At 64.9% G+C, this 25,980-nt stretch carries 24 protein-coding genes and 1 tRNA gene; 7 read left to right on the top strand and 18 right to left on the bottom strand.

The features are described from left to right. Nucleotides 1-27 precede the first annotated feature (27 nt). Entirely contained in the window at nt 28-1,758 is a 1,731-nt protein-coding gene (locus tag IQ16_RS08140; protein WP_018647321.1) for a methyl-accepting chemotaxis protein, read from the bottom strand. 169 nt (nt 1,759-1,927) lie between these two features. Between IQ16_RS08140 and IQ16_RS08145 the strand changes: the two genes are divergently transcribed. Beyond that, nucleotides 1,928-3,319, top strand: coding sequence for a cryptochrome/photolyase family protein (locus IQ16_RS08145; RefSeq protein WP_244635616.1), 1,392 nt, complete (start codon nt 1,928-1,930; stop codon nt 3,317-3,319). A 66-nt stretch (nt 3,320-3,385) separates the two neighbouring features. Continuing rightward, entirely contained in the window at nt 3,386-3,673 is a 288-nt protein-coding gene (locus IQ16_RS08150) for a hypothetical protein (RefSeq protein WP_018647319.1), read from the top strand. 67 nt (nt 3,674-3,740) lie between these two features. Here the strand turns inward: IQ16_RS08150 and IQ16_RS08155 are convergent, their stop codons facing one another. The 3 genes from IQ16_RS08155 to IQ16_RS08165 form a co-directional block, all read right to left on the bottom strand. Next, entirely contained in the window at nt 3,741-4,478 is a 738-nt protein-coding gene (locus IQ16_RS08155; protein ID WP_018647318.1) for a hypothetical protein, read from the bottom strand. A gap of 97 nt (nt 4,479-4,575) precedes the next feature. Next, a complete protein-coding gene (locus IQ16_RS08160) occupies nt 4,576-5,448 on the bottom strand; it encodes a DMT family transporter (RefSeq protein ID WP_018647317.1) in 873 nt (290 codons plus the stop codon). Nucleotides 5,449-5,542: 94 nt separating this feature from the next. Beyond that, a complete protein-coding gene (locus IQ16_RS08165) occupies nt 5,543-5,989 on the bottom strand; it encodes a hypothetical protein (RefSeq protein WP_018647316.1) in 447 nt (148 codons plus the stop codon). Between the two features lie 291 nt (nt 5,990-6,280). Here IQ16_RS08165 and IQ16_RS08170 point away from each other — a divergent pair, with 291 nt between their 5' ends. Next, nucleotides 6,281-6,544 (top strand): hypothetical protein, encoded by a 264-nt coding sequence (locus tag IQ16_RS08170; RefSeq protein ID WP_018647315.1) that lies wholly within the window; start codon nt 6,281-6,283, stop codon nt 6,542-6,544. Nucleotides 6,545-6,574: 30 nt separating this feature from the next. Here the strand turns inward: IQ16_RS08170 and IQ16_RS08175 are convergent, their stop codons facing one another. After that, complete coding sequence (locus IQ16_RS08175; RefSeq protein WP_026312678.1) at nt 6,575-7,036, bottom strand: host attachment protein; 462 nt, start codon at nt 7,034-7,036, stop codon at nt 6,575-6,577. A 321-nt stretch (nt 7,037-7,357) separates the two neighbouring features. Here IQ16_RS08175 and IQ16_RS08180 point away from each other — a divergent pair, with 321 nt between their 5' ends. Together IQ16_RS08180 and IQ16_RS08190 are read left to right on the top strand one after the other, a co-directional pair. Continuing rightward, complete coding sequence (locus tag IQ16_RS08180) at nt 7,358-7,636, top strand: hypothetical protein (protein WP_018647313.1); 279 nt, start codon at nt 7,358-7,360, stop codon at nt 7,634-7,636. Between the two features lie 441 nt (nt 7,637-8,077). After that, the gene (locus tag IQ16_RS08190) at nt 8,078-9,040 is read left to right on the top strand and encodes an AraC family transcriptional regulator (protein ID WP_018647311.1); all 963 of its coding nucleotides are present in this window, start codon (nt 8,078-8,080) and stop codon (nt 9,038-9,040) included. A 68-nt stretch (nt 9,041-9,108) separates the two neighbouring features. Here the strand turns inward: IQ16_RS08190 and IQ16_RS08195 are convergent. The 3 genes from IQ16_RS08195 to IQ16_RS08205 all read right to left on the bottom strand — a co-directional run bounded on the left by IQ16_RS08195 (nt 9,109) and on the right by IQ16_RS08205 (nt 10,590). Beyond that, nucleotides 9,109-9,185: transfer RNA gene (locus tag IQ16_RS08195), tRNA-Arg, on the bottom strand. Nucleotides 9,186-9,338: 153 nt separating this feature from the next. Next, complete coding sequence (locus tag IQ16_RS08200) at nt 9,339-9,839, bottom strand: hypothetical protein (RefSeq protein ID WP_018647310.1); 501 nt, start codon at nt 9,837-9,839, stop codon at nt 9,339-9,341. A gap of 172 nt (nt 9,840-10,011) precedes the next feature. Beyond that, on the bottom strand, nt 10,012-10,590 hold the full coding sequence (locus IQ16_RS08205; protein WP_026312677.1) for a hypothetical protein: 579 nt from the start codon (nt 10,588-10,590) through the stop codon (nt 10,012-10,014). A 178-nt stretch (nt 10,591-10,768) separates the two neighbouring features. Here IQ16_RS08205 and IQ16_RS08210 point away from each other — a divergent pair, with 178 nt between their 5' ends. Beyond that, entirely contained in the window at nt 10,769-11,155 is a 387-nt protein-coding gene (locus IQ16_RS08210) for a VOC family protein (protein WP_145831360.1), read from the top strand. 57 nt (nt 11,156-11,212) lie between these two features. Here the strand turns inward: IQ16_RS08210 and IQ16_RS08215 are convergent, their stop codons facing one another. Continuing rightward, on the bottom strand, nt 11,213-11,710 hold the full coding sequence (locus IQ16_RS08215; protein WP_018647307.1) for a hypothetical protein: 498 nt from the start codon (nt 11,708-11,710) through the stop codon (nt 11,213-11,215). 259 nt (nt 11,711-11,969) lie between these two features. Between IQ16_RS08215 and IQ16_RS08220 the strand changes: the two genes are divergently transcribed. Beyond that, the gene (locus tag IQ16_RS08220) at nt 11,970-12,323 is read left to right on the top strand and encodes a GrlR family regulatory protein (protein ID WP_026312675.1); all 354 of its coding nucleotides are present in this window, start codon (nt 11,970-11,972) and stop codon (nt 12,321-12,323) included. A gap of 10 nt (nt 12,324-12,333) precedes the next feature. Here IQ16_RS08220 and IQ16_RS08225 read toward each other — a convergent pair whose 3' ends face one another. The 9 genes from IQ16_RS08225 to IQ16_RS08265 form a co-directional block, all read right to left on the bottom strand. Next, nucleotides 12,334-15,021, bottom strand: coding sequence for a PAS domain S-box protein (locus IQ16_RS08225; protein WP_018647305.1), 2,688 nt, complete (start codon nt 15,019-15,021; stop codon nt 12,334-12,336). A gap of 124 nt (nt 15,022-15,145) precedes the next feature. After that, complete coding sequence (locus IQ16_RS08230; protein WP_018647304.1) at nt 15,146-16,060, bottom strand: DMT family transporter; 915 nt, start codon at nt 16,058-16,060, stop codon at nt 15,146-15,148. Between the two features lie 79 nt (nt 16,061-16,139). Beyond that, the gene (locus IQ16_RS08235; RefSeq protein WP_018647303.1) at nt 16,140-16,934 is read right to left on the bottom strand and encodes an NUDIX hydrolase; all 795 of its coding nucleotides are present in this window, start codon (nt 16,932-16,934) and stop codon (nt 16,140-16,142) included. Between the two features lie 4 nt (nt 16,935-16,938). Beyond that, nucleotides 16,939-17,892, bottom strand: coding sequence for a dihydrodipicolinate synthase family protein (locus IQ16_RS08240; protein ID WP_018647302.1), 954 nt, complete (start codon nt 17,890-17,892; stop codon nt 16,939-16,941). A 132-nt stretch (nt 17,893-18,024) separates the two neighbouring features. Beyond that, on the bottom strand, nt 18,025-18,903 hold the full coding sequence (locus IQ16_RS08245) for an SDR family oxidoreductase (protein WP_018647301.1): 879 nt from the start codon (nt 18,901-18,903) through the stop codon (nt 18,025-18,027). 165 nt (nt 18,904-19,068) lie between these two features. Further along, nucleotides 19,069-19,929 (bottom strand): MaoC family dehydratase, encoded by an 861-nt coding sequence (locus tag IQ16_RS08250; protein ID WP_018647300.1) that lies wholly within the window; start codon nt 19,927-19,929, stop codon nt 19,069-19,071. A 219-nt stretch (nt 19,930-20,148) separates the two neighbouring features. After that, nucleotides 20,149-20,538 carry a Zn-ribbon domain-containing OB-fold protein gene (locus IQ16_RS08255; protein WP_018647299.1) on the bottom strand — a complete coding sequence of 130 codons (390 nt, stop codon included), beginning with the start codon at nt 20,536-20,538 and terminating at the stop codon, nt 20,149-20,151. Beyond that, nucleotides 20,538-21,695: a thiolase domain-containing protein gene (locus tag IQ16_RS08260; RefSeq protein WP_018647298.1), complete on the bottom strand. Its 1,158-nt coding sequence runs from the start codon at nt 21,693-21,695 to the stop codon at nt 20,538-20,540. Before IQ16_RS08260 ends, IQ16_RS08255 begins: the two co-directional genes overlap by 1 nt. A 599-nt stretch (nt 21,696-22,294) precedes the next feature. Then, nucleotides 22,295-25,786 (bottom strand): indolepyruvate ferredoxin oxidoreductase family protein, encoded by a 3,492-nt coding sequence (locus tag IQ16_RS08265; protein ID WP_018647296.1) that lies wholly within the window; start codon nt 25,784-25,786, stop codon nt 22,295-22,297. Nucleotides 25,787-25,980 lie beyond the last annotated feature (194 nt).

Here is a 25,980-nt window from a genome sequence, read left to right on the forward strand (position 1 = left end):
CCGCCCCGGAATGACTGCGTTGAGTCTCTATGCCGCGCGCACGCGGTCGATGAAGCTGTCGACCTCGGCCTTCAGATGCAGGCTCTCGCCCGACAGCGCCTGGGCGGAGGCGAACATCCGGCTCGACGTCTCGCCCGTCTCGCTCGCGCCCTTGGCGGCGTGACGGACATTGACCGCGACATCGGCGGTGCCTGACGCCGCGGCGCGAACGCTGGCCGCGATGTTGTGGGTGGCGCTCCTCTGCTGCTCGACCGCGGCCGAGATCGAGCCGGCGATGCTGCTGATGCGCTCGATGGTCTGGCCGATCCCCTTGACGGCGGTAACCGACTCCTCGGTCGCAAGCTGCATGCTGGCGATCTGGTTCGAGATCTCCTCGGTCGCCTTCGCGGTCTGGCCGGCGAGCGTCTTGACCTCCTGAGCCACGACCGCAAAGCCGCGGCCGGCATCGCCGGCGCGAGCGGCCTCGATGGTGGCGTTCAGCGCCAGCAGATTGGTCTGCTCGGCGATGGAGGTGATCAGCTTGACCACGTCGCCGATGCGCGAGCCCGCCTCGGAGAGCTGCGCAATGCGCTGGTCGGTGGCCTCGGCCTGCCGCACCGCTTCGGCGGAGATTTGGTTGGATTCCTGCACACGGCGGGTGATCTCGGAGATCGACTGGGACAATTCGTCGGAGGCTGCGGCCGCCGAGCGGACATGCTCGGAGGCGTCCTCTGACGCCCCGGCCGATCGCGCCGAGAGATCGGCGGTGGAGCGTGCGGTGTCGGTGAGCTGCCGCGCGGCCCGTTCGAACTCGCCGGATGAGCTCAGCACCTTGTCGAGGATGCCGCCGACGCTGCCGCGGAACTCCTCGACGAAGTTGCGCAGCTCCGCCTTGCGCTGCTCGGCCGCAGCAGCCGTGGCCGCCGTCTGCTCGCTGCGCAGGCGCGCCCGCTCCAGCGAATTGCTCCTGAACACCGCGACCGTGCGGGCGATCTCGCCGATCTCGTCGGCGCGGTCCTCGCAATCGATCTCGACGTCGCTCTGGCCGTTGGCGAGCGCCGTCAGCGAGCGCGTCACCGAGGTGAGCGGCCGGGTGACGCGGCGGACGATCAGCAGCGTGAGGACCAGCACCAGCAGCGCGGCGAGCCCGGCCGCGGCGGCCATGCTCGAGATCGCCTGGGTCAGCATGCTCTCGAACTGGGCCATCGGGATGCCGACGTAAAGGATGCCGGAGACCTTGCCGGCCGCGTCGACGACCGGGAAATAGGCGGTCATGAACGACTTGCCAAACAGGACGGCCGGACCCTTATAGGCCTCGCCACGGCGCAAGCCGGCCTGCGCCGGATGATCGGCGGCAAGCTGGGTCCCGACGGCGCGGTCGCCATTCTCCTTCTTCACGTTGGTCGAGCGTCGCACGAACTGCCCGCTCGCATCGTCGAACACGAACAGTGTCGCGTTGCCGCCGACATAGGATACCGCGCGATCGACGATCGCATGGTCCTTGAACTCGGGCATTCTGGGGACCTCGGCGCGGACGACCGCACCATCCCTCACCGTGATCTTCACGTCCGGAGCGGTTTCGGCGAAGGCCAGCGCCAAGGTGCGCAGATTGACCTCGATGTCGCGCAGCGCACGATCATTGAAAGCGGACGTGAGCGACCAATAGCCGGCGCCGACCACGAGCGCCGTGTTGACGGCGATCAGCAGCACGGCAGACAGGACTGCCTTGGTGCCGAGCTTGAACTGCGGCAGGAACCTTGCCGTCGAAAGGTTGGACATGGATGGAATGACCCCCGTAATTCCTGCATAATCGTGCAATCGGCTTACGGCAGCATTAACGACGGTTCACACCGCCGCGAGCGGCATGCTTTCCAAATCGTAAACGAGGCCCTGCCTGACCACGCCAAGCGCGCCGCCCGTCATCGTCTGGTTTCGCGATGACCTCCGCCTGTACGACCACCCCGCCCTCCACGCCGCCGCGAAATCCGGCGCGCCGGTGATCTGCCTCTACGTCCTCGACGACATGGTCGGGCGAGCGCCGGGCGCCGCGGCGCGCTGGTGGCTGGCGCAATCGCTGCGGGCGCTCGGCGCCGAGATCGCCGCGCGTGGAGGGGCGCTGATCCTGCGCAAGGGACCAGCGGCCAGGGAGATCCCCGATCTGGCGCGCGAGAGCGGCGCCCGCGCCGTTTACTGGAACGGGATCGCGCAGGCGCCGCATCAGGCGGTTGATCGGCAGCTCGAAGCTGCGCTTTCAAAGCTCGGCGTGGACTCGCAAATCTTCCCCGGCGACTTGCTCGTCCCGCCCTCGGCGATCCGCAACAAGGACGACCGGGGCCTGCGCGTATTCACGCCGTTCTGGCGGCGGGTGTTATTGCTCGGCGATCCGCCAAAGCCCCTGCCCGCGCCGAAGGAGCTGCGTCCGAGTCTGAAGATCGCCAGCGACAGGCTGGAGAGCTGGACGCTCGAACCGAGCAAGCCCGATTGGGCCGGCAGCCTGCGCGAGACATGGACGCCGGGCGAGGCCTCGGCCCGCACGCGCCTGCGCGATTTCCTCAAGCACACCGCCCGCGATTATGTCGGCGACCGCGACCGCCCGGACCGAAAAGGCACCTCAGGCCTCTCGCCGCATTTGCGGTTCGGCGAGCTCAGCCCGCGCCAAGTCTGGCACACCGCGCGGTTCGCTGCGGCCGAGCATCCGGCGCTCGGGCCCGGTGTCGAAAAATTCCTGAGCGAGCTCGGCTGGCGCGAGTTCTGCCGGCACCTCCTCCACGACTATCCGAACCTCGCCACCGAGAACCTGCAAACGAATTTCGACGACTTCCCCTGGAAGCCCGACAAGAAGGCACTTGTCGCCTGGCAGCGCGGCCGCACCGGCTATCCGATCGTCGACGCCGGCCTGCGCGAGCTATGGCACACCGGCGTTATGCACAACCGGGTGCGGATGGTGGTGGCGTCCTTCCTGGTCAAGCACCTCTTGATCGACTGGCGCGATGGCGAGTCCTGGTTCTGGGACACGCTGGTCGATGCGGATGCCGGCAGCAATCCCGCCAACTGGCAGTGGGTCGCCGGCTGCGGCGCCGACGCCGCGCCCTATTTCCGCGTGTTCAATCCGCAGCTGCAGGGCGAGAAGTTCGATCCTGACGGAGCCTATGTCCGGCGCTGGGTGCCGGAGCTGAAGGACCTGCCGGCGAAGCTGATCCACCAGCCCTGGCAGGCGACGCCGATCGAGCTGGCCAGCACCGGCATCACGCTCGGCAAGACCTATCCGCAGCCAATCGTCCATCATGCGAGAGGACGCGAGCGCGCGCTCGCTGCCTACGCAAAGATCCGCAAAGGTTGAGCGTTGCTTTGACACAATTGTGAATCCAGCTATCGTCATCGCTCCATACAAACCGTGGGGGACGATATGGACGACGAGAAGCCGATCGCCGAACAGGCGATGGAGACGATGACCACCGCCGTGGAAGCAACCAACGACGCCGCAGTCACCGCTGCCAAGCCGGTGAAGAAAGCCGCCAAGAAGGTCGCAAAGAAAGTAGCACCGAAGAAGGCCAAGAGGGCGAAGAAGTCTTCGAAGAAGGCTGCGAAGAAGTCGTCGAAGAAAGCCGCCAAGAAGACCGCGAAGAAAGCGGTGAAGAAATCCGCGAAGAAGGCCGTCAAGAAGAAAAAGAAGGCCAAGAAGTCGAAGCGCTGATCGCGGCGCGAGACGCATGTCTCCGGGTGCGGGCGCGCCCGGAGACGGCTCCTGCGATACCCTACCCTCACTTTTTGGCGGCGAGCCGGCCCGGGTGATGCTTGCCTTGCGGATCGCGGAATTCGCTGCGATGACCGCGCCGGTCCTCGCTATTGAAGCGCCGCCGCTTCGCCGGCGAGCCGAACGCCTTGATCACCTTCCTGCCGTTGACCTTCTTGATGACGTAGCCGCCCTCGGTCATCGAGAACGGCTCCTTCAGCGTCCCCTTGTGGTCGAACCTGGTGCCGCGCGGATGCTTGAACGGTTCGAACCAGGACGGGTAGACGAAGTTCGACATCTCGAAGCGGCCGACGCGGAAGGAGTCCTCCTCAACGGCGTCGCAGACCTCATAGGCGTATTGCGTGTTCGGGTTCTTGTCGGCCCAGAGATTGGCCATCGGGTCGAGCACCATCTCGAACAGCTCATGCGAGGCCGCTACGCTGAGCGGCTCATCGCCCAGTGCCTTGACGAATATCTTCGAGATCGGCTGGCCGCGATGGGTCAGCTCGTGTCGCCCGAGCATGTTCTTGTGCGAGGCGTCGTCGAAATAGACCAGCTGCCAGTCGGTCGGCCTCGGCTTCCGGGTAACGTAAAGGTCGACAGGATAGCCCCACACCGGCAGGAAATGCTTGTCGTAGCATTTTTGCAGTGCCGCGGTGAGCTCGGCCATTTTGCGGCCGCTGATCGACTCCTCCGCGTAGTTGATGCAGGCAATCCGGACCGGCTTCAGGGACCGGCCAAGCAGCGCACGTCTCGCCTTCTTCATGGAAATCACCTGTGAAAGGGAAAGCTGAAATGTGCTCAGCCTAACACGGACGCGGCCCGCACGTCAGGGATGTATTCCGCCGTACCGGTCCATCTGCCTAGAACCGCCGGTTGACCACGAACACCGCAGCTGCGCACATCGCCATGCCGGCAATCGCCAGTGCATCGAGTTTTTCATCGAACAGCAGATAGGCCATCAGCGCGGTCACCGCGGGCACGAGGTAGAACAGGCTCGCCACCGACGTCGCCGCAGCGTGGCGGATCAGCCAGTACAGCAGCCCGATCGATCCGATCGAGAGCGCGACCGCGAGCCAGGCCAGCGCGAGCACGAACTCCCGCGTCCAGTGCACCACGCGGTCCTCGAACAGGAAGGCGCCGATCGCGAAGAAGATGGTGACGGACACGTACTGCACGAGATTGCCGGCGCGCCAGTCGATGTGATTGCAATAGCGGCGCTGGTAGAGCGTGCCGAGCGTGATGGAGATCAGCGAGACAACTGAGGCGAGCCAGCCGAGCCCGGCTTCGCCGGTCATCGGGCGGTTGTGCAGGATCATCACCACGCCGCCGAGACCGAGCACGAGGCCGGCCCACTGCACCGGCGTCACTTTCTCGCCGAGCCAGCGGTTGGCGATGGTCGAGGTCAGGATTGGCTGAAGGCCCGGAATCAGCGCGGAGAGCCCGGCCGGAATCGAATGCGCGATCGCGATCGCGGTACCGCCGAGATAGAAGCCATGGACGAGGATGCCGGCGACTGCGCTGTGGGCGATGCCAATCCGGTCAGGCCATTTCGGCCGGGCAATCGCGACGATGAGCGCCATCAGGCCGACCACGATCGCCATGCGGATGGCGAGATAGGTCAAGGGATCGGCATTGTTGACGACGTATTTGGTGCCGATGAATCCGGTGCTCCAGAGCAGCACGAACAGGATCGGCGCGGCGCGGGCGGTCAGGGCTTCTTGATTATGGTTCATTGCCGCCCTCATTGCCCCATGGGGGCCTATGCGGCAATGCGAATTTCTTGCTCGGCGATGCTGCGCTGCGACGGACGGCGGCTAGCTCAGCCGCTCACCATTCTTCCGGACAGGGGTCGATGATCTTCCAGAGCTCGACACCGTTCTTGATCTTCTTCATGTCGGTGGTGAGCCCGCCATTGCGGCGGATCCAGTCCTTCACCGTGTCGGGGTAGTAGGACATCAGGTCGGACGTCCCTTCCGTGCTGGTGACCTTGATGCCGAAGGTGAAGGCCTTGTCGTAATAGGCCTGGTGGAAACCGAGGCTGGCGCGCGGGGTCACGCAGATCTTGTTCATCGGCACCATGCCAAGCACGAGCGTGCAGGCCGAGTTGCAGATGCCGTCGATGATGACGCGCTCGCCCTTTTCGCGGACGCGCTTGTACTTGGCCTTGTACTCCTCGACATAGCCGCCATGGTCGCGGGTAATGTGCAGTTCGGCCCGCGCCGGCGTCGTGGCGGCGAAGCAGAGCAACAGCAGGCTCAGAAGCGTGATGCGCATGACGAGGTGACGGTGAAAACCTTGCTGGGACGGGCCGGCCTCAAAGAGCACCCCAGGCGACCGGCAGGAATCTCTAACCGAACTCTTCTTGGTCATACTTGTGTGGGGAATTCGTTAAGCATCCCGAAAAGGCCAAAAATGGGCAGAGTTCGACCGCACTTCCGGCAATTCTGTCACACCCACCCGGGAATCGGCGGGATTAGCCCCTGATTCCGGCCGCTTGACGGGTGCCCTCGCGGCCCGAAATGGCTATAACGGCTGAGCTATTTGCGCGGGTTCCGGAGAATCGAGATGAGCAAGTTGAAGCTTGTAGCCGCAGTTGCTGCCCTGTCAGCCGCAATCCTGGCCCCTGGCCTTGCGGAAGCAAATGGACATCACCGGTATCACCGCTCCTACGTCAACCCGCTACCCTACCCGATCAGCTATCTGCACAATTACGGCCCGGGCCTCACCCCCGGCACCTTCGCCTATTACGACGGTCCCGCAACCAACCACTGCTACCAGAGCTCGGCCGCCTATATCGGCCAGGACCGCCGCCGGCACCCCTGCTACTGAGGGGCGCCAGCGCGTCCGCTGCGGGCGTCCTTATTTCGCGGCGCCCGACCGCAGCAACTGCTTCTCGATCTCATAGACCGGCAGCTTGACGAGGTCCTTGCCGACCTCGCCCTGAAGCGCCTTGCGCACGACGTCGGAATAGTCGGCGCGGATCATGCCGAGCGCACGCGGCGAGGCCACCATGGTCAGGGCCGAAGTCTCGCCCGAGCTGACTGCGGCGTCGAGCCGGCCGGCGAGGCTGCGCAGGAAGGCGCGCTCGGCCTCGTCGTGCCAATCGGTCTGCTCGACTGAGCTGCGTGCGCCGCCGGCTGTGCCATGCAGCCGGCCCGGCGCATCGCTTCCTTGTGCGCTGGTCGAGGGATTGGGCTGCTCGTGCACCTCCCTGGTGTGGAGGTTCGGAAACATCTCGTCGCCGAGGTTTTCCAGAATGAGCGCCTTGCGCCCGTCGCAAACGACCAGCCAGTCACCCTTGTCGATTCTCATCTTGTCCATTGCACAGCTCCAAACAAACGGTGGGCTCCGGGCCGATGCGAACCGCCGGACGCGCTTCGCATTCCGCGAAGGACTGCCCACGGCGACAAGACTATGGACGAAGCCGCCGGCGCGACTTGCGCAGGATCAAGGATGGGTGGCGATGCCGATGACGCAAGCGCGGCATGGCCAGGGGCATGAAGCTGGGCTAGTTTGGCCGAGCTGGATCAGGCCCGCGGCGGAGTGGCTGAAGATCTGTTCATCAGCATTACATTTCGGTTCCGCCACAATTTGATCAGAACAACTTCGATATCCTGTATTGCGTAAGCAGAGGAAGACATCATGAAGCTTAAGATTGGCCTCGTCGTCGCGTCTATGTTCGGTGCCCTAGCGGCATCGCCGGCGGCGTCCGCCATGCCCGTCGCGCCTGCACCTGCCGTCCCGCAGGTCTCCGACGTCGAGCAGGTCCGTATGGTCTGCGACGCCTGGGGGCGCTGTTTCTGGCGTCCGAACTATTATGGGTATTACGGCCCGCGGCCGTATTACGGGCCCCGATATTATGGGTATGGGCCCCGTGCCTACGGACCACGCTATGGATACTACGGCTACCGCCGCTGGTGATCAGAAGGGGCCCTCGGGGGCCCCTTCGCTTTTGCGAGATCACCCGTTCGGTCCGCCTGGAGCCATTCCAAAACTGATCTAGATCAAAGTGGGAAATCCGCCGCGGCGCCATTCTGCGCCGATGGCCGATTTGATCGTTTTTCGATGCCCTCAGACGGGTATGAATGTGCAGACGCATCTGGAAAAGCAACAGAGACCGGAGGGGCGAAGCTTCGAGTCCTACGCCTGTCCGGCCTGCACGCGTCTCCATTTCATCGACCTCGTCACCGGCCAACCGATGAGCCGGGACCGTTGACGGTGACAATGATCAGGCACACTTCGTGGCATGATGTCCGCAATACTACGGCCCGGAATCCGGTTTACTGAGGCGGCCTGTTTCGCCATTGATGGCAATGTACTGACGTTCATTTCATTGTCACATTGCAGCAGCCGGCCAGACGCATGTTCGATGCCCTCGTTCCGTCCTCCGCGCTTCAATTGATCGGCTTTGCCGACGTCGATGCCTTTCGGCCGATCGAGTCGATGGAGGATGCGCGAAGCATTCCGCTCGACGTTGTGAACTTCGCGGCCGCCCGCGCCGTCGTCTCCTTGCCGGCATGCCGCATCATCGTGATGAGGTCCTTCGCGCGCATCCTCGACACCGCCTATCGGATGCCGGGCGGCATGGTGATCCTGTCGATGACCGACGACCTTCAGGCCAATTCCAAGGGCATGGACCTCGACGCCCGCTTCTTCGTTGCGCTCCGCGGCAACGACGAGTGCCATTTCGTCGAACCCCAGACCAATCATTACGCGATGATCATCCTTTCGCCCGGCCTGCAAGACCGGGGCTGGTTCGATCACGCCGACGATTTGCGGGCCTATGTCGCAAACCGGCCCGCCCTGCTCCATACGCGTCATCTCGTGCTCGACATCCTGCGAACCGCCTCGATGCAGCCGTTACTGTTCGAGACCACCGAGGCCGCCGCCCATCTCCAGGAGGGCCTGCTGCTCGCGCTCGACGATCTGTTTCGGATCGGTGCGGGCCCGGACCGGAGCACCTCGGTCCTGAGCGGGCGGTCGACCAGGCTGGTGCAGCGGATCGACGATTACGTGGCTGCCTATCCGACCGCTCCGATCTACACGGCCGATCTCGCCGGTGAGTTCGGCGTCTCGGTCCGGACGCTCAGCGGCGCGGTCAGCAAGGTACGCGGCATGAGCCTGCACCAGTACATTCGGCTGAAGCGACTGTGGGCGACCCGCGCCCGGCTCCTGAAGGGCGGCGGTGCCACCGTTGCCACCTGCGCGCGTGCCCAGGGCTTCCACCACATGGGCGAGTTCGCCGCGGCTTACCGTGCGACCTTCCACGAGGCCCCCTCGGACACGCTGGCGCGCGGGCGGCAGAGCGGTCTTTCGCCAGGCTGACGCTGCCTAGCGCGGCGACGGCCGTCCGATCTCGGCAACGCCTGGAATTATGTCGGTAACGGTGGGGTTGGCGCGCTCGGAAGGATTCGAACCTCCGACCCTCGGAATCGAAATCCGATGCTCTATCCAGCTGAGCTACGAGCGCCCTGGCCCGGGGTTGGGCCGTTAGCCGCGAAGCGCCGGACCGTGGCTGGCGAGCCAGCGCACCGGACGGCGTTCGGACGGGTTCGAATTAGCAGAGAGGCTGGCCAATAAAAAGCCCTTCCCGCCTCCACGGAGGCGGGTCACTGCCGGCTTGTCACCAGGTCGTGTTGAAGAGGCCGAAATGCGGCTGCTGTGCCACCATCATCGGCCGGCCATACTGCGGCCCGCCATATTGTGGCCCGCCATAATACTGCGGCGCCGGATGCGCTCTGGCGACCTTACGCTTGGGCTGAGCCTGGGCCAGCGGCTTCTTGGCGGCGTCGGCCTTCGAACCGGGCGTAAACTGGGCAAAGGTCTCGCGCACCCGCGCCTTGGCCGACATCTCCGCGAGGGCCGCTGCCGACGCGGTATCCGGCGGCTGCGGCGCCGCGACAGCGGCGGTCTTCACCGCAGGCGGGGCAATCGTCGGCTGGCTGGTGTCGAGCACGACACGCTCGGGCAGATGGCGATCGGACCGGATCCGGATCGACGGCTGGTCATTGCTTGCGGTCGCGACGGCTGGCGTCACGGGCGAGGCCGGCACGACGAAGTTCACCGCAAACAGCAGTGTGAGCAACGCTCCGCCGACATACATGAAATACCGAAAGATGGGCATTGGCCGCACTCCGCCCCCCGCAATCCCCGCGTGGGCTCTCCGCCTTAACAGGCGATACTCTGATTGGTTCCTGGCCCTGCCCTTCGGTTCAAATGGCGACGCCAAGTTTTTCGGCCAAGGCCAGAACAAGGCCGGAAACGGTAACTTTTCCGCTACCGCAGAACGCCGCCCTCTACGCCCGCCGTGCCGCGACCAGCGAGCACTTCGCCTGATCGGCATTAACGTTGACGTACCCGACCGGAATACGGGCGAAGGTTTTGCGGCTCTTCATGCCGACGGTGTCGGTCAGCACGCGGCTGCGGACGGTGAGAGGCGTGCCGTCGCGACGCACGAAGGCGCAGACGATCTCGACATCTCTTACGGCATAGTCGTTGTCGTTTCGCAGCGTGAACGTCACCAGCGCCTTCGAGCCGAGGCCGCCACGACGCCAGGTCTGTGATGAAATCCTGAGATGATCGAGCTCGGCTGCAGCCTGAGCTTCGGCCGTCGGCGGGACCGCCGCTGCAGCATCGCCCGGAGTAGCCGGTTCGACGGCGGCCAGATCTGACTTGAAGTCCGACTTGACCGGCTCGGTGGTGTTGCCTTTGGAGAGCGGCAGCAGCATCCAGATGCCGCATCCGACGATGATGGCCGCCAGCAGCCACAGCAAGCCTCGGCCAAACGAGACGCTCGCGGCCGTCACGGCTCGCGCCAATCGTTCGCCGGCCCCGGCAAAGCGTTCCAACCTGATCCGGTCAAGCCTGGTGCCCATGGATGCATCACCGATAGCGGCCGAACTGCGTTTGCACGACGAACAGACCACCTGCTTACCTTAACCCGGAAGAGGAACTAAGGTTCCCGCGCTTCAGGCGAGTCGGCACGGTGGCGACCACCGGCTGGTGCCGCTAACATGCGCCGCAACATCGCAAGACCCGTTGGGAGACTATGAAATGCCAATCGCCGTCACTTGGGATCACGTCAATCTGCGCAGCCCCGATCCGGAGGTCACAGCGGCCTGGCTGCGGGACATCTTGGGTGGCGAGATCGTGCGCGCGCCGGGACGAATCGACGTGAGCCTCGGCGGCGCCAAAATCTTCATCGCCTCGCTCGAGGGCGACGATGCCGTCAATCCGCCGCCCCCGCACCCGCATCAGGGTCTCGACCATTTCGGTCTGACCGTGAAGGACATCGACACTGTGGCCGCCGAGATCAAGGCCAAGGGTGTCACCTTCACGCGCGAGCCGACGACGATCCGGCCCGGCGTGCGCATCTGCTTCATCCGCGGCCCTGAAGGCATCTCCATCGAGCTTCTCGAGCGCGACAAGAAGTACACCTGACATCGCGCGAGCCGCGTCAAGCAACAGCGAGACCAGGCGGGGTGCCGCCTGGCGCGCTTATGTCATGCTGCCGGGCATGAAGCAGCGGATGGTGACGCCCATGTAGCCGTAGATCGGCCACACCATGGTGCGCCCCACCCGGTTCGGCTCCGAGATCACGGCCTCCTCGGGCACATCGACCCAGACGAGTTCCTGCTGCTGGCCGTCAAGCACGTAGCCAAGGCGTGGGACGCGCACACGATAGTGCCCGTCCTTGCTCTCCCAGTCGGTGTCCGAGAGCGCCGAGCCGTCGGCATCGGAGCAGCATGGCCCCTTGCCGCTTCGCAGGCTGTCGAACCAGGCCTTCAAGTCGGCATTGGTGTTGACGAACTGGCCCCGGTCACGGGCGTGCCCAAAGGGGGCCGCGAGCCCAATCAAGGTTACGGTGCATGCCAGCCTCGTCACGCTTCGCCAGCGTGTCTCGCTGCCAATCCACCGTCGTTCGCTTTTGCAATTCGTGGGACGCGCACTGTACAGACGCGGCTCATCGCCGCCGGAATCGATCCAGTTGCTCACGTTCGTCTTGCTCCAGCACCCCGCGGCCAGTGCAACAATGGGTTATGCATTTCGCGGGCCAACTTGATTCGCAACGACTGGCCTCGCCCCGTGATGAGACCGTCATATTGGCGTCACGGACAAGCCGGGACGAATACGGCCCGCGCGACAGAGGTACTTGCCGGCCGGCAAACTGCCGCGTTGCGCGAGGGGATGTGCTTTGGCATAAAAGCTGGACCGGTTACGCCATTGGGCGATGGCGGCCGGCCCACGGGACGTTATGAAGAACGGCCTCTATTCGATCCACGTCACGCTGCTCGACGGTCGAGTCGGCAAAGGCAGCGGCGTGATCCTTTTTCGCGACGGCAAGATTCTTGGCGGCGATGCCTATCTCTATTACACCGGCAGCTACGTGGTGAAGGACGAGCACACCTTCAAAGGCGAGGTGCTGGTGCAGCGGCACACGTCACCTCGGGGCGATGACAATCCGCTGTTCGGCGGCCCTGCGCCGGTCGGCATTGGCGTCAGCGGGACCTACACGGAGACCCGCGCGGAGATGACGGGGACGGCGCTGGTCGGCAAGGCCAGCCTGATTTTCGGCGCAACCCTGCACAAGCTCGCCGAGGCCGACTAAGGCGCGAGCGCTATTCGGCGGCCTGCTCCAGCGGCGCCGTGCGCGGCAAGATCATCTGGATACGCGTACCACCGCCCGGCTCGGAATCGAGATCGAGCCGTCCGCCGAGCCGGTTGGTGACGATGCTGTAGACGATATGCAGCCCGAGACCGGTGCCGCCCTGGTCGCGTCTTGTGGTAAAGAACGGATCAAATGCGCGGCGGCGCACGTCGAGCGACATGCCGCAGCCATTGTCGGAAAAGATGATCTCGACATTGTCCTTGCCGGATTCGCGCACCTGGATGTCGATGATCCCCGGGCGCCCGTCGGGAAAGGCGTGCGCCACCGAATTGAGAAACAGGTTGGTCAGCACCTGCCCGTACGGGCCGGGGTAGCTGTTCATGGTCAGGCTGGGCTGGCAATCGACATTGAGGGTCAGGTTGTGCTTGCGCAGGCCCGGCCGCAGGCTCATCACCACCTGCTCGGTGAGATCGCCGAGGTCGAAGGTGCGCTGGTCGGAATAGTTGCGATCGGCCGCGACCTGCTTGAACGACTGGATCAGCTCGGCGGCGCGGTTGAGATTGGAGACGAGCTGCGAGGATGCGTCGCGGCTGGTGTTGAGGAAGTCGTTGAGCGTGGAGCGGCGAAGCTCGCCGCGCTCGACTTCGGACGAGAACATCGCGGTCTTGCGCTCCAGCGCGGAGGCGACCGTGAGACTGATGCCGACGGGATTGTTGACCTCGTGCGCGACGCCGGCGACCAGCCGTCCGAGCGCAGCGAGCTTCTCCGCTTCGATCAACGAGGCCTGGGTCTCGCGCAGATTGCGTAGCGCGGTCTCCGCCGATTCCTTGGCCTTGCGCATCTCCTGCTCGCCGCGCTTGCGCTCGCCGATGTCGAGCGCCACCGTGACGATCCGCTCGATCTCGCCATCGGCATCGAGCAGCGGCAGCTTGTTGACCAGCCATTGCCGCATGTTGCCGGCAGCGTCCTTGTACTCCTCCTCGTAGAAACCGAGTCCCTTGCGCAGCTTGAGCACGCGCTTGTCGTTCTCGTCGGTCTTGGCCGCACCGTAACGCGACATCAGGTCGGCCGTGGTCCGGCCGAGCGCATCGCCCGGCTCGATGCCGAAGATGCCGGCCATGTAGCGGTTCATCAGCACGTAGCGCAGGTCGCGGTCCTTGACGTTGATGACCGCGGGCACGGTGTCGATGACCTGCTGGAGCAGGCGGCGGCCTTCGGCGATGGCGTCTTCCGCCCGCTTCTGGTCGGTGATGTCGCGTAGCGTGCCTTCGTAACGGACGATGTTGCCCTGCTCGTCCCGCACGCCGGTGGCGCTGTCGGAGAGCCAGAGGATGTCGCCGCTGCGCTGGCGCACCTGGTACTCGAACTCGCGCACCATGCCGTCGCGTGCCATCAGCCGCTGATATTCGTCGCGCGCCTCGGGATGGACGTAGATGGTGTGGGCGATGTCGTTGATGCTGTCGATGAGGTGCTGCGGGCTGTCATAGCCCATCATCCGCGCCAGCGCCGGATTGGCGTTGAGGAGGTCGCCGGCCGGCGTGGTGACGTAGATGCCGTCGACCGACCCCTCGAACAGTTTTCGATAGCTCTCTTCGGCCAGGCGCTGCTCGGTGAGCGCGCGCACCGCCGCCTCGCGCGCGGTGTCGGCCTCCTCCAGCGCTCGGCGGAACACTTCGGCCGCACGCGCGATGTCGCCGATCTCGTTGTCGAGATCGGCGGATGGGATCGAAGTGTCCTTCTGGCCGGCCGCGAGGGCGCGAATCGATCGCGCGATCTGCGCCAGCGGGCGCACCGTGCGCCGCACCACGAAGCCCGCCGCGAGAATGCCGATCAGCACGCCGATGGAGCCGAGCACGATGCTCTGCCAGCGCGCCTCCGTCAGCGTGCGGGCAAAATCGCGCGACAGCACGTGGCCGCGCCTTGCGCTGACCTCGCGCAGCAATTCGGTGACGCGCCCGATCAGCCGGCCCTCGGTGCCCAGCACCTCGCGATCGATGTCGGCGATCTGCCGCTCGCGGACCGCGACCGCCATGATCGCCTCGGCATAATCGTTCACCGCCGCCTTGAGCTTGGGATCGGTGATATCCATCGCACGCATGCCCTGCGCGGCCTGCTCGGCCGCCGACGGGTTGCGCGCCAGCAATCCAAGCGCGATCCGGCTCTGCGCCTCGGACAGGCGGGAGGCGAGCTCGCGGTCGGCGGCGCCGGAGACCGCTGCGTCGAACTGCTCGCGCAGCGGCGGCAGGCCGGCGAGCAGCTGGGCGCGGCGGTCGATCAGCGTCGAGATCCGCTCGAGGCCATTGCGATAGGTCGCAAGCCGCTCGGTGACCCCGTCGATCATGTCCTGCTGCTCGGGCGCGAGCTCGATGCGGGTCTTCTTTAGAATGTCGCTGAGTGTCGAGGCCGCCTCGCCCACCTGCTTGAACTGGATGCCGGCGCCGGGATCGGTGACGAAGTCGCGCGCGGCGAGCCGCAGCTCGTTCATGCGGCGGTCGATGTCCTCGGCGAGGTCGCCGACGCTCTGCAGTCGCTGCAACTCGGCGAAGGTCGTGTCGATGTGCCGGATCGCAATCACGCTCGCGGTCGAGGTGACGATGATCACCGCCAGCACCAGGATGAAGCTTCCGAACGTCAGTTGGCCGATGGACAGCGAAAATATTCGCTTTTTCTCAGGGGGCGGCGTCAATTCGGCGGACATTGGTTGCGTTGAGGACCGGGCTATTGAAAGCCCAATATACGACGTATTGCGGGCCCGGGGGAACATGCCTGCCGCCGCGGAATATCGTTAATATCGTTGTTCTCGGCCCGCCCTCCGCACCGGATTATGACGTTTTGACGCTTGCCCGCCATCCGGCCGGGATCGTCATGGCGGCGACGCCGAGAACGACGCAGGCAAGGCCGATCCAGGCGGTCCGGCTCAAGGTTTCGCCAAGCAAGGCGACGCTGATGGCGACCCCGATGGGGACGCGCAAATAGGCCTGCGCGGTGGTGCCGACCGAGCCCAGGGTCTGGATCAGGCGGAAGTAGATCGCAAACGCCGCGGCGGTCGAGAAGGTCGCCAGCGCGAGCAGCGCCAGCATGGAGCTAAGTGACGGCGACAGCGTCCAGGGCCGCTCGACGAGCAGCGAAGCCGGGATCAGGACCGCCGCCCCCGCCAGCAGCGAGCCGGCCGCGGGCGCCATGGGATCGAGGCCCTTGAAGCTGCGGCCGAAGATCGCGGCGCAGGCGTAGCAGACGGTGGCGGCGACGATCGCGGCCTCCGCGATGAGGCCGCTGCCGATGTCCTGGAAGGCGTCGACACCGACGATCAACAGGATGCCAGCCATGCCGGCAACCACGCCGAACAGCTTTCGCGGGGTGGTCGCTTCGTGGCGGGTGACGATCGCGGTGAGCAGGAAGGTGAAGATCGGCCCGGCCGAATTGAGGATGGTGGCGAGCGCGGCATCGACATGGCGCTCGCCCCAGGCGATCAGCGTCCAGGGGATGACGCTGTTGAGCACGGCCTGGAATGCGAAGCGCTGCCAGGTCGCGGCATCCATGGGCATCTTGATGCCGCGCGCCCGCATGACGATGAGCAGCAAGAGGCCGGCGATCGCGGTGCGCGCCGCGATCAGCGTGATCGGCGGAATGGTGGCGACGCCGAGCTTGATGAAGGTGTAAGAGCCGCCCCAGAGCGTTGCGAGCGCGACCAGCAGCGCCAGCTCGACGGCGATGTTGGTGTCCTGCCGGTTGTCCATTGTGACTCTCGTCCATTCCGCGATGGACGGAACCTAGCGCGTCTGCGCCCGCCGATACTTCGTTGCGTGTCGAAGTGTATCAGCCGACCGCGCCGACCTCGAACACCTCACCGTCATAGCCGGCCTCGCGGGGGATGCGGAGCTGGCGGCCGGTTTCGGTCTTGGTCATCACAGGCATGACGGTGACGATCGACATGCCCTTGGCATGGTCGAGCGCGGACTTCACCGTCGGCTGCTTCGCCAGCCGGATCAGATTGCGCGTGGTTGGGAACGGCAGCTTGAAGCGGCCACTGTCACCGCCCTCCACGGCCTCGCGCGCGGAGACCCAGATCGAGTCGGTCGATTCCATTCCGTCGTGAGCACCGAGCTGGTCGGGCGGCGCTGCTGCGAGGAAGAACCAGGTGTCGAAACGCTTCGGCATGCCCTCCGGCGTGATCCAGTGCGCGTAAGGCACCAGCGTGTCGAGCGCGAGCTGGAGGCCGTTGTCGGCGAGGATGCTGAGGAAGCTGATCTTGTGCTCGTTGAGCGCAACGCGATGCTTGTCCGCGATCTCGCCGGCGCGCCTGGCGTCGATCGGTGTGCCCGAGTCCTTCGAGCGCGCCAATAAAATGCCGCTCTCCTCAAAAGTCTCGCGGATCGCGGCGATCCGAAAACCGCGGTCCGCTTCGCTGAGGCCCTCGCCGCCTGAATACAGGTCGGCGCGAGCGACGATCTCGTTGTCGCCGGCATCGACGCTGCCACCGGGAAACACCAGCGCGCCCGAGTTGAACTCGATCTGATGATGGCGGACCATCATGAAGACCTCGACCTCCTTTGCCCCGTCACGGAGCAGAAGGATGGTCGAAGCCGGGCGTGACGCTGATGTCTCGGCCATTCGATTAACCCGCGGCGCTGGATTGCGGGCCGAGATTGGCGCGCTTGTCGAAGCGGGCGACGCGCGACAGCAGATAGTCGACCTCGGCCTTCGCCGTCGCCGTCATCGTCGCGCCGGGCTTGCGCTGCGCGCTGGAGGCGATGATGCCGCGCTTCTGCAGCACATATTTGCGCACGGTGAGGCCGACGCCGGGCTGCTGCTCGTAGCGGATCAGCGGCAGATGCGCGTCGAACAGATCATGCGCGGCATCGCGCTTGCCGGCCTTGGAAAGATTCACGACGTCGATCAGCAGTTCCGGGAAGGCGTAGCCGGTCATCGCGCCGTCGGCACCGCGCTCCATCTCGAAGTCCAGGAACGTGCCGCCATTGCCGCAGAGGATCGAGAGCGGGCGGAGCGAGCCGTCCTTCTGGAAGCCGCGCAGCGTCGAGATCTTCTCCAGGCCCGGCCAGTCCTCGTGCTTGAGCATCACGCAGTTCGGATTGTCCATGACGATCTTGCGGATCACGGCGGGGGTGAACACCACCTGCAGGGTCAGCGGGTAGTCCTGGAGCACCCAGGGCACGTCGGGCCCGATGGCTTCCGCCGCCTGCTTGAAATAGCCGACGATCTGGTCGTCGGTGCGAAGCGAGGGCGGCGGCGCGATCATCACGCCGGCCGCGCCGGCGTCCATCGAGGCCTTCGCCAGCGAACGCATGGTGGCAAAGCCCGGCGCGGAGACGCCGACGATCACCTGCATCTTCTTGGCGCGCTTGACGTAGCGCACCGCCACCTGCTCGGCCTCGGCGGCATCGAGCTTGGGGGCCTCGCCGAGGATGCCCAGCACCGTGACGCCGTCGCAGCCGACCTCCTCGTAGAAGTCGGTCAGGCGGTCGATCGAGCGCTCGTCGATCCGGCCGTCATCGTGGAACGGTGTCGGCGCGATTGCGAAGGTGCCCTTGGCGTCGGCGGTTAGTTTCATTGGGTCTCTCTGTCCTATCAATTGTCGTCATTCCGGGATGGCCCGAAGGGCCAGGCCCGGAATCCATAACCCCAACTGGTGGTTATGGATTCCGGGCTCGCGACTACGTCGCGCCCCGGAATGACAGTGTAGCTAAAACCTCCGCGCGCCCATCTTGATCTGCTCCTCGGAGAAGAAGATCTCCTGGGCATGATCGACGATGTCCTGGGCGTTCCAGCCCGAGTGCGGCGGCTTCCAGCCTTCCATCTCCATCATCCGCATTTCGCGCACGCCGCGGGGCCCGGACACGCCCAGCACCTTGCCGGTCTGGTCGCCCGACAAGTCGCTGACCATGTATAGCACGGCCGGCGCGATGCCGTCCGGCCCCAGCGCCGCCCCCGGGTTCTCCTTATAGCGGGGCAGGTCTGCGGTCATGCGGGTCAGGGCACCCGGGGCGAGCGTCCAGATCCGGATGTTGTACTTCCGCCCCTCGATCGCCAGCACGTTGGACAGGCCCCAGATGCCGCCCTTGGCAGCTCCATAGTTGGTCTGGCCGAAATTGCCGATCAGCCCCGACGTCGAGGAGGTGTTGACGATGACGCCCCCGCCATTTTCCCGCATCCAGCGAAACACCGGCATGGTGCAACAAAAGGTACCCTTCAGGTGGACCTTGATGACCTTGTCCCAGTCGGCCTCGGAGGCCTTGGCGAAGGTCTGGTCGCGCAAAATGCCGGCGTTGTTGACCAGGATGTCGGCGCGGCCGAAGTGCTTGATGGCGTCGTCGAACACCGACTGGCCGCCCTCCATGGTGGAGATGTCAGCGCCGTTCGCGACCGCCTTGCCGCCCTCGGCCTTGATCGCGTCCACCACAAGCTGCGCCATGGACTTGTCGGCGCCGGAGCCGTCGCGGGGGCCGCCGAGATCGTTGACGACGACCGAGGCCCCTTCCCGCGCGAACAGCTTGGCGTAGGCCTCACCGAGCCCCCCGCCCGCGCCGGTGATCAGCGCAACCTTGCCGTCGAGTAGTCCCATGGCGGCTTCTCCCTGTTTGTTTTTGTTCTCGTGTCCCGGACGCGATGCAGCGCGAAACGCTGCGTCGCAGAGCCGGGACCCAGCTCTTTGTTACGGCACTCTCTGGGCCCCGGCTCTGCAGCGCACCGCTACGCGCTGCGCTGCGTCCGGGGCACGAGAGCGGTGCTAACCCAGCACCGTCTTGCCGTTCTTGATCACGGTGACGCCGCGCGACTTCACCTTGGCTTCGAACGAGATCGTGTTGCCGTCCTTCCAGAGGTCCATGGTCACGGTCTCACCGGGATAGACCGGCGAAGAGAACCGCGCCACGTGCTGGCGGAAGGCGCCCGCATCATAGTCGGCATAGGTCTGCAGCACGCCGCGGCAGGTGATGCCGTAGGTGCACATGCCGTGCAGGATCGGGCGCGGGAAGCCGGCCTTCTTCGCAAACTCGGGATCGCTGTGCAGCGGGTTGCGGTCGCCGCAGAGGCGATAGACCAGCGCTTGGTCGGGACGCGTGACGATGTCGATGGTCTTGTCGGGGCTGCGCGAGGGGATCTTGTGCGGATCGGGCTGGGTCAGGTTCGGCCCACCAAAACCGCCGTCGCCGCGGGCAAAGCGCGAGGCCACCAGCGTCGCCAGCTTCTCGCCCTTCTCGTTCTTGAGCACGGTCTGGTGGCTGATCACGACGCCCTTGTCCTTGCCCTTGTCGTAGATCTCGAGCACGGAGGAGTCGGCGGTGATGTTGGCGGCCACCGGCAGCGGCTGATGGAACGTGATGTCGCGCTCGCCGTCGACCACCATGACGCGGTTGAGGTTCATCTCGCCCGGCCCCGCGCCCCACGCCGCGACGGAGGCAAACGTCGGCACCACCTTGAGCGGCCGCGGCGTGAACGTGCCCTCGTTGACGAAGGCGAGCTCGTTCTCGTCCATCGGGTCGGCGCCGAGACCGATGCCGTAGGCGTAGAGCATCACCTCGCGATCGCTGTAGGCATATTTCTGCCCGAGGTTTTTCAGGCCTTTGAGCTCTTCGTATCTGGCGGACATTTTTCTGGTTTCCTCCCGGCATTCGTCTCAGCGAGCAGCGGCGCTCGTTAATGTGCCCTCTCCCCTTGTGGGAGAGGGCCGCACCGCTCTTGCGACAAACTCACTCGGGTGAGGGGTTGGCTCCGCAGTGACACTTCTCGTGTGGAGAGAGACCCCTCACCCGGCAGCCTTCGGCTGCCACCCTCTCCCACAAGGGAGAGGGTTACATCTCGCTTCGCGTCAAGCCGGCGTGAAGAACGGCAGCGGGGCGCCGTCGGTCGGCTTGAACACCACCTTCACCTTCTGGCCGATCTTGAGTTTCTCCAGATCGCAGTCGACGAAGTTGGTCTGCACCGACGGCCCCTCCTTCAGCGTGACGTAGCCGATGGCGTAAGGGCCGGTCGGCGACTTCCGCATCAGGCTGTAGGTATAGATCGTGCCCTCGCCCGACGCTTCTTCCCACACCGTCTTGTCGGAGTAGCAGAACGGGCAGATCGAGCGCGGGAAGTAGTGCGCTTCGCCGCAGGCGGTGCAGCGCTTGATCATGAACTTGCCTTGCTTGGCCGCATCCCAGAAAGCTGTGGTTTCCGGATTGGTCACCGGGGCCGGATACTTTTTCACTTCGCTCATCACACGCGCTCCAGAATGGCCGTCGAGGCGGCGTGGCGAACACCCAAGAGGCCGCCGGTGCCGTGGGCAATGGCGAGATCGCAATTCTTGACCTGCACCTTCGGATGGGCCTCGCCGCGCAGTTGGCGCACGGCCTCGATGAGCTTGGTCATGCCGCCGCGGTTGACGGGATGGTTGCTGCAGAGGCCGCCGCCGTCGGTGTTGAACGGCAGCTTGCCGACGCCGGAGATGAGGTTGCCGTCGGCGACGAACTTGCCGCCCTCACCCTTCTTGCAGAAGCCGAGGTCCTCGAGCTGCATCAGCACCGTGATGGTGAAGCTGTCATAGATCGAGGCGTATTTGATGTCCTTCGGCGTGATGCCGGCTTCCTCGAACGCACGCGGACCGGACCAGACGCCGGCGGAATATGTGAGGTCGAGATCCTTGCCGCCGCGCGGACCCTTCATCGCCTCGCCATGGCCGATCAGCTTGACCAGCGGCTTCTTCAGGCTCTTCGCAATCTCAGGAGTGGTCACGATCAGCGCGCCGCCGCCGTCGGAGACGACGCAGCAATCCATGCGATGCAGGGGATCAGAGATCATCGGCGAGTTCAGGACGTCCTCGACGGTGACGACGTCCTTCAGCATCGCATGCGGATTGTACTGCGCGTGATGCGAGGCCGCGACCTTGATCCAGGCGAGCTGTTCGCTGGTCGTGCCATAGTCGTGCATATGGCGCATGGCACACATGCCGTAGGCATTGTGCGTGGTCGCACCGTAAGCGGACTCGAAATCGAGCTCGGCGCCGGCCGCGCGCGGCGGCATTGCGCCAGTGCGCGGCTTGCCGGCGAGCGTGATCAGCGCGATCGAGCATTTGCCCGCCGCGATCGCCTCGGCGGCGTGGCCGAGGTGGATGATATAGGAACAGCCGCCGGTCTCGGTGGAATCGACGTGGCGGAGTTTTTTGGTGTTGAGGCCGAGATAGTCGACCATCGGCCAGGCGCCGCCGGGCGCATCGCCCGCGCAGAAATAGCCGTCGACATCGTCCTTGCTGATCCCGGCGTCCTCGATCGCGCCCTTGGCGACCTCGGCGTGGAGCTGGGCGGTGGATTTGTCCGGCGCATGCCGGGTCGGGTGTTCGTAGATCCCGGCAATGTAGGCCTTGCCCTTGATGGTCAAACTCAGGTCTCCGCTCGCGTTTCTTCTTGGCTCTTTTTTCTGAACCGCACCGGCCTGATTGGCAAGCGCGGAAATATTCCGTCGGGCGAGAGAGCAGCGGGTTGGCGCAACTCCCCCGCTCCGTCATCCTGAGGTGCGAGTGGCGCGATGCAAAGCATCGCGCCGGCAGCCTCGAAGGATGCACGGCCGAGATGCTTCGGCGCACTCCTCGCGGCGACAGCCGGGCTGTCGCCCTTCGAGGCTCGCCGAAGAGGCGAGCGCCTCAGGGTGACGGTTATGCATTGCTCGCTCCCTCAACGCCGTCATTACGAGCGCCGCGAAACAATCCAGGAGTCTTTCCGCGGATGCATTTCTGGATTGCTTCGCTGCGCTCGCAATGACGGATGCGACAGGCGAAATCCTAAAGGTGTTTTGCCCGACGGCGCAAGCGGATGTCTTTTTTGCCGAAAACAACCCCATGCACAGTAGGATGATGGTTGAATTCAAACGGAAAATCGTGCGGTCGATTGTAGCCCGGATGAGCGCAGCGACATCCGGGATTCCGTGAAAACCGTCCCGGGTATCGCTTCGCTCACCCGGGCTACAAGTAAATCAATGCCCTACTCTGCTGCGATCTGCCGTGGCGCGGGCGGCGGATTGGCGAGATCAGCTGCGAGCTGCGCGTAGCGGGCTTTGGCGTCCTGAACCGCCTTCTCTTTCACCGGGCCGTAGCCGCGGATGCGGTCGGGCAGCGAGAGCAATTCGACCGCGGTGTCGATCGTGACGGGCGACAACAGGCCGAGCACGGTGGTGACGTCCTTTTCGTAGCCGGCGATCAGGTCGCGCTCGAGCTTGCGGTCGGCACTGCGGCCGAAGATGTCGAGCGCCGTGCCGCGCAGGAATTTGAACTTTGCCAGCACGCGGAAGACCTTCAGCATCCACGGGCCGAAGGCGCGCTTCTTGGGGCGGCCGATCGCATCGATGCCGCTGCTGAGGATCGGCGGCGCGAGGTTGAAGCTGAACTTGAAGTCGCCCTCGAACTGGTCGCGGAGCTGCTGCTCGAAGGCGCCGTCGGTGAACAGGCGCGCGACTTCGTACTCATCCTTGTAGGCCAGCAGCTTGGCGTAATTCACGGCGACCGCGCGCGGCAACGCATCGCCATAATCGCCCTGCTTGGCGGCATCGCGGACCTGGTCGACCAGCTTGCGATAGCGCTTGGCGAGGCGGGTGTTCTGGTAGGCGGTGAGATGCTTGGCGCGATGCTCGATGACCTCGTCGAGCGTCATGGCATCCAGCGTCTTCGGCGCAACGACCTCCTCCGTCCCCTTCAGCATGTCAGCAAGACGCTTGGGATCGGCGACCGCGAGGCGGCCGAGGCGGAAGGCTTCCTTGTTCATCTTGATCGAGACGCCGTTGACCTCGATGGCCTGCTCGATCGATTCAGCGGATAGCGGGAACAGCCCTTTCTGATAGGCATAGCCCATCATCATCATGTTGGTGGCGATGCTGTCGCCGAGCAGCTGCTCGGCCGGTCTGGTGAAGTCGAAGAACACGGAGTCCTTGTGCAGCGCCGTCTCCAGCACCGCATTGAGCTTGCGGGTCTGGAAGTTGAAGTCGCGATTGAGGATGAAGTCGGCGGTGGGGATGACGTGGCTGTTGATGACGCCGCGGGTGCGGCTGCTGTCGCACAGCGAGATGGTGTCCTTGGCGACCGCGACCACTTCGTCGGCGGCGAGCACGAGATCGGCCGTGCCGGTGACGATGCGCGAGCAGGTCACCTCGGCCGGATGATCGGACAGGCGGACATGGCTGAGCACCGCACCGCCCTTTTGCGCCAGGCCCGACATGTCCAGGATCATCGACGCCTTGCCCTCGATATGGGCGGCCATGCCCAGCAGCGCGCCGATGGTGAGCACGCCGGTGCCGCCGACGCCGCCGACCGCGATGTTATAGGGCTTGTCGAGCGTCGGACGCGATGCGGGCTCGGGCAGCTCGCCGATCTCGGCGAGTTCGGCCGGCGCACGGTGGCGCGGCGCGCCGCCGTCGATGGTGACGAAGGACGGACAGAAGCCCTTGAGGCAGGAATAGTCCTTGTTGCAGGACGACTGGTTGATGGCGCGCTTGCGGCCGAACTCGGTCTCCAGCGGCTCGACCGAGATGCAGTTCGACTGCACCGAGCAGTCGCCGCAGCCTTCGCAGACCGCCGGGTTGATCATGACACGGCGCGCCGGATCCTCCATCAGGCCGCGCTTGCGGCGGCGGCGCTTCTCGGCGGCGCAGGTCTGCACGAACACGATCGCCGACGTGCCCTTGTATTCGCGGCACATCTTCATGACGTTCTGGAGCTCGTCGCGGTGATATTTCTTCACGCCCGGCGCGATGGTGTCAGCCGGATAGGCGTCCGGATTTTCCGAGACGAGATAAATCTCGCTGATGCCCTCGGCGTGAAGCTGAGCCATGATCTTCTGCGGCGAGAGATCGCCGTCATGGCGCTGGCCGCCGGTCATGGCGACGGCGTCGTTGTAGAGGATCTTGTAGGTGATGTTCGCCTTGGAGGCGATCGACTGGCGGATGGCGAGACTGCCGGAATGGAAATAAGTGCCGTCGCCGAGGTTCGCGAAAATGTGGTTCTCGTTGGTGAAGGGTGCGATGCCGACCCACGGCACGCCCTCGCCGCCCATATGGGTGAAGGTCTCAGTCGAGCGGTCCATCCACAGCGCCATGAAGTGGCAGCCGATGCCGGCGAGCGCGCGACTTCCCTCGGGGACCTTGGTCGAGGTGTTGTGGGGACAGCCGGAGCAGAAATAAGGGGTGCGGGACACCGGTGCGACCGCCTGCATCTGGGTCGCCTGACGGCCGTTGAACCAGTCGGCCTTGACGCGAAGCATCTCCGCGATCTCAGGGTTGAGATTAAGTCGGAGCAGTCGCTCGGTGAGCGAGGTCGCAAGCGAGGCGACGCTGAGCTCGGCGGCGAAGGTCAGGAAACGCTTGTCGTGCTCGTCCATCTTGCCGACGATGCGCGGGCGGACGTCGTCGCGCCAGTTGAACAGCTCCTGCTTGACCTGGTTCTCGACGATCTCGCGCCGCTCCTCGACGATGAAGATCTCTTCGAGGCCGACCGCGAACTGGCGCACGCCTTCCGGCTCCAGCGGCCAGGGCATCCCGATCTTGTAGAGGCGCAAGCCGATCTTGGCGGCGACCTCCTCGGTAATCCCGAGCTCGCGCAGCGCCTGCCGCACGTCCTCATAGCTCTTGCCGGACGCCATGATGCCGAAGCGGGCATTCGGCGAATCCATGGTGATGCGGTTGACCTTGTTGGCGCGCGCAAAGGCGATCGCGGCAAAGCCCTTGTAGTCCTGCAGGCGGCGGTCCTGCTCGAAGCGGTCGTCGGGCCAGCGTAGATTGAGGCCGCCGGGCGGCAGCTCGAAATCGGTGGGAATGATGAAGGGCTTCATCTCGTCGGTGAGATCGATCTCGGCGGTGGTCTCCACCGTCTCCGTGATCACCTTCATGCCGACCCAGCAGCCGGAGTAGCGCGACATCGCGATGCCGAGCAGGCCCATCTCGATCATCTCATGGATGCTCGAGGGATAGAGATACGGCATCAGCGCCGAGATGAAGGCATGGTCGGACTGATGCGGGACCGTCGAAGACTTGGCGCCGTGGTCGTCGCCGGCAAGGCACAGCACGCCGCCGTTCTTGGCCGAGCCGGCGGCATTGCCGTGGCGGAACACGTCGCCGCAGCGGTCGACGCCGGGGCCCTTGCCGTACCAGATGCCGACCACGCCGTCATACTTGGCGCCGGGCGAGAGGTTGAGCTGCTGCGAGCCCCACACGGCAGTCGCGGCGAGGTCCTCGTTCACGCCGGGCTGGAACTTGATGTTGTACTGCTCGAGATGCTTGCGGGCGGCGAACAGCTGCTGGTCGTAGCCGCCGAGCGGCGAGCCGCGATAGCCGGAAATGAAGCCCGCGGTGTTGAGGCCATTGGCGCGGTCGCGCCGGATCTGCGCCATCGGCAGGCGGACCAGGGCCTGGATGCCCGTGGTGAAGACGTGTCCGGTCTGCTGGGTGTATTTCTGATCGAGACTGATCGGACCCTGGTTGATGCCCATTCTTGTCCTCATCCGCCCTTTTGAGCGTTTGGCTGCTTAAGCCGTTGCCTGCCCGTCGTTTTTAGCTAGGGCGCGCCGACCACCTGTACCACTCTATGTCGGATATTTAACGCTCCGCACCACAAATCTGGACCAAAGGGAGCGCCGGGTAAAAATCGCAATTTCGTGGCTGCAAAGGCATCGGGCATTTTCAA

The sequence above is a fragment of the Bradyrhizobium huanghuaihaiense genome (genome assembly GCF_007830635.1).
Lineage (GTDB): Bacteria > Pseudomonadota > Alphaproteobacteria > Rhizobiales > Xanthobacteraceae > Bradyrhizobium > Bradyrhizobium huanghuaihaiense.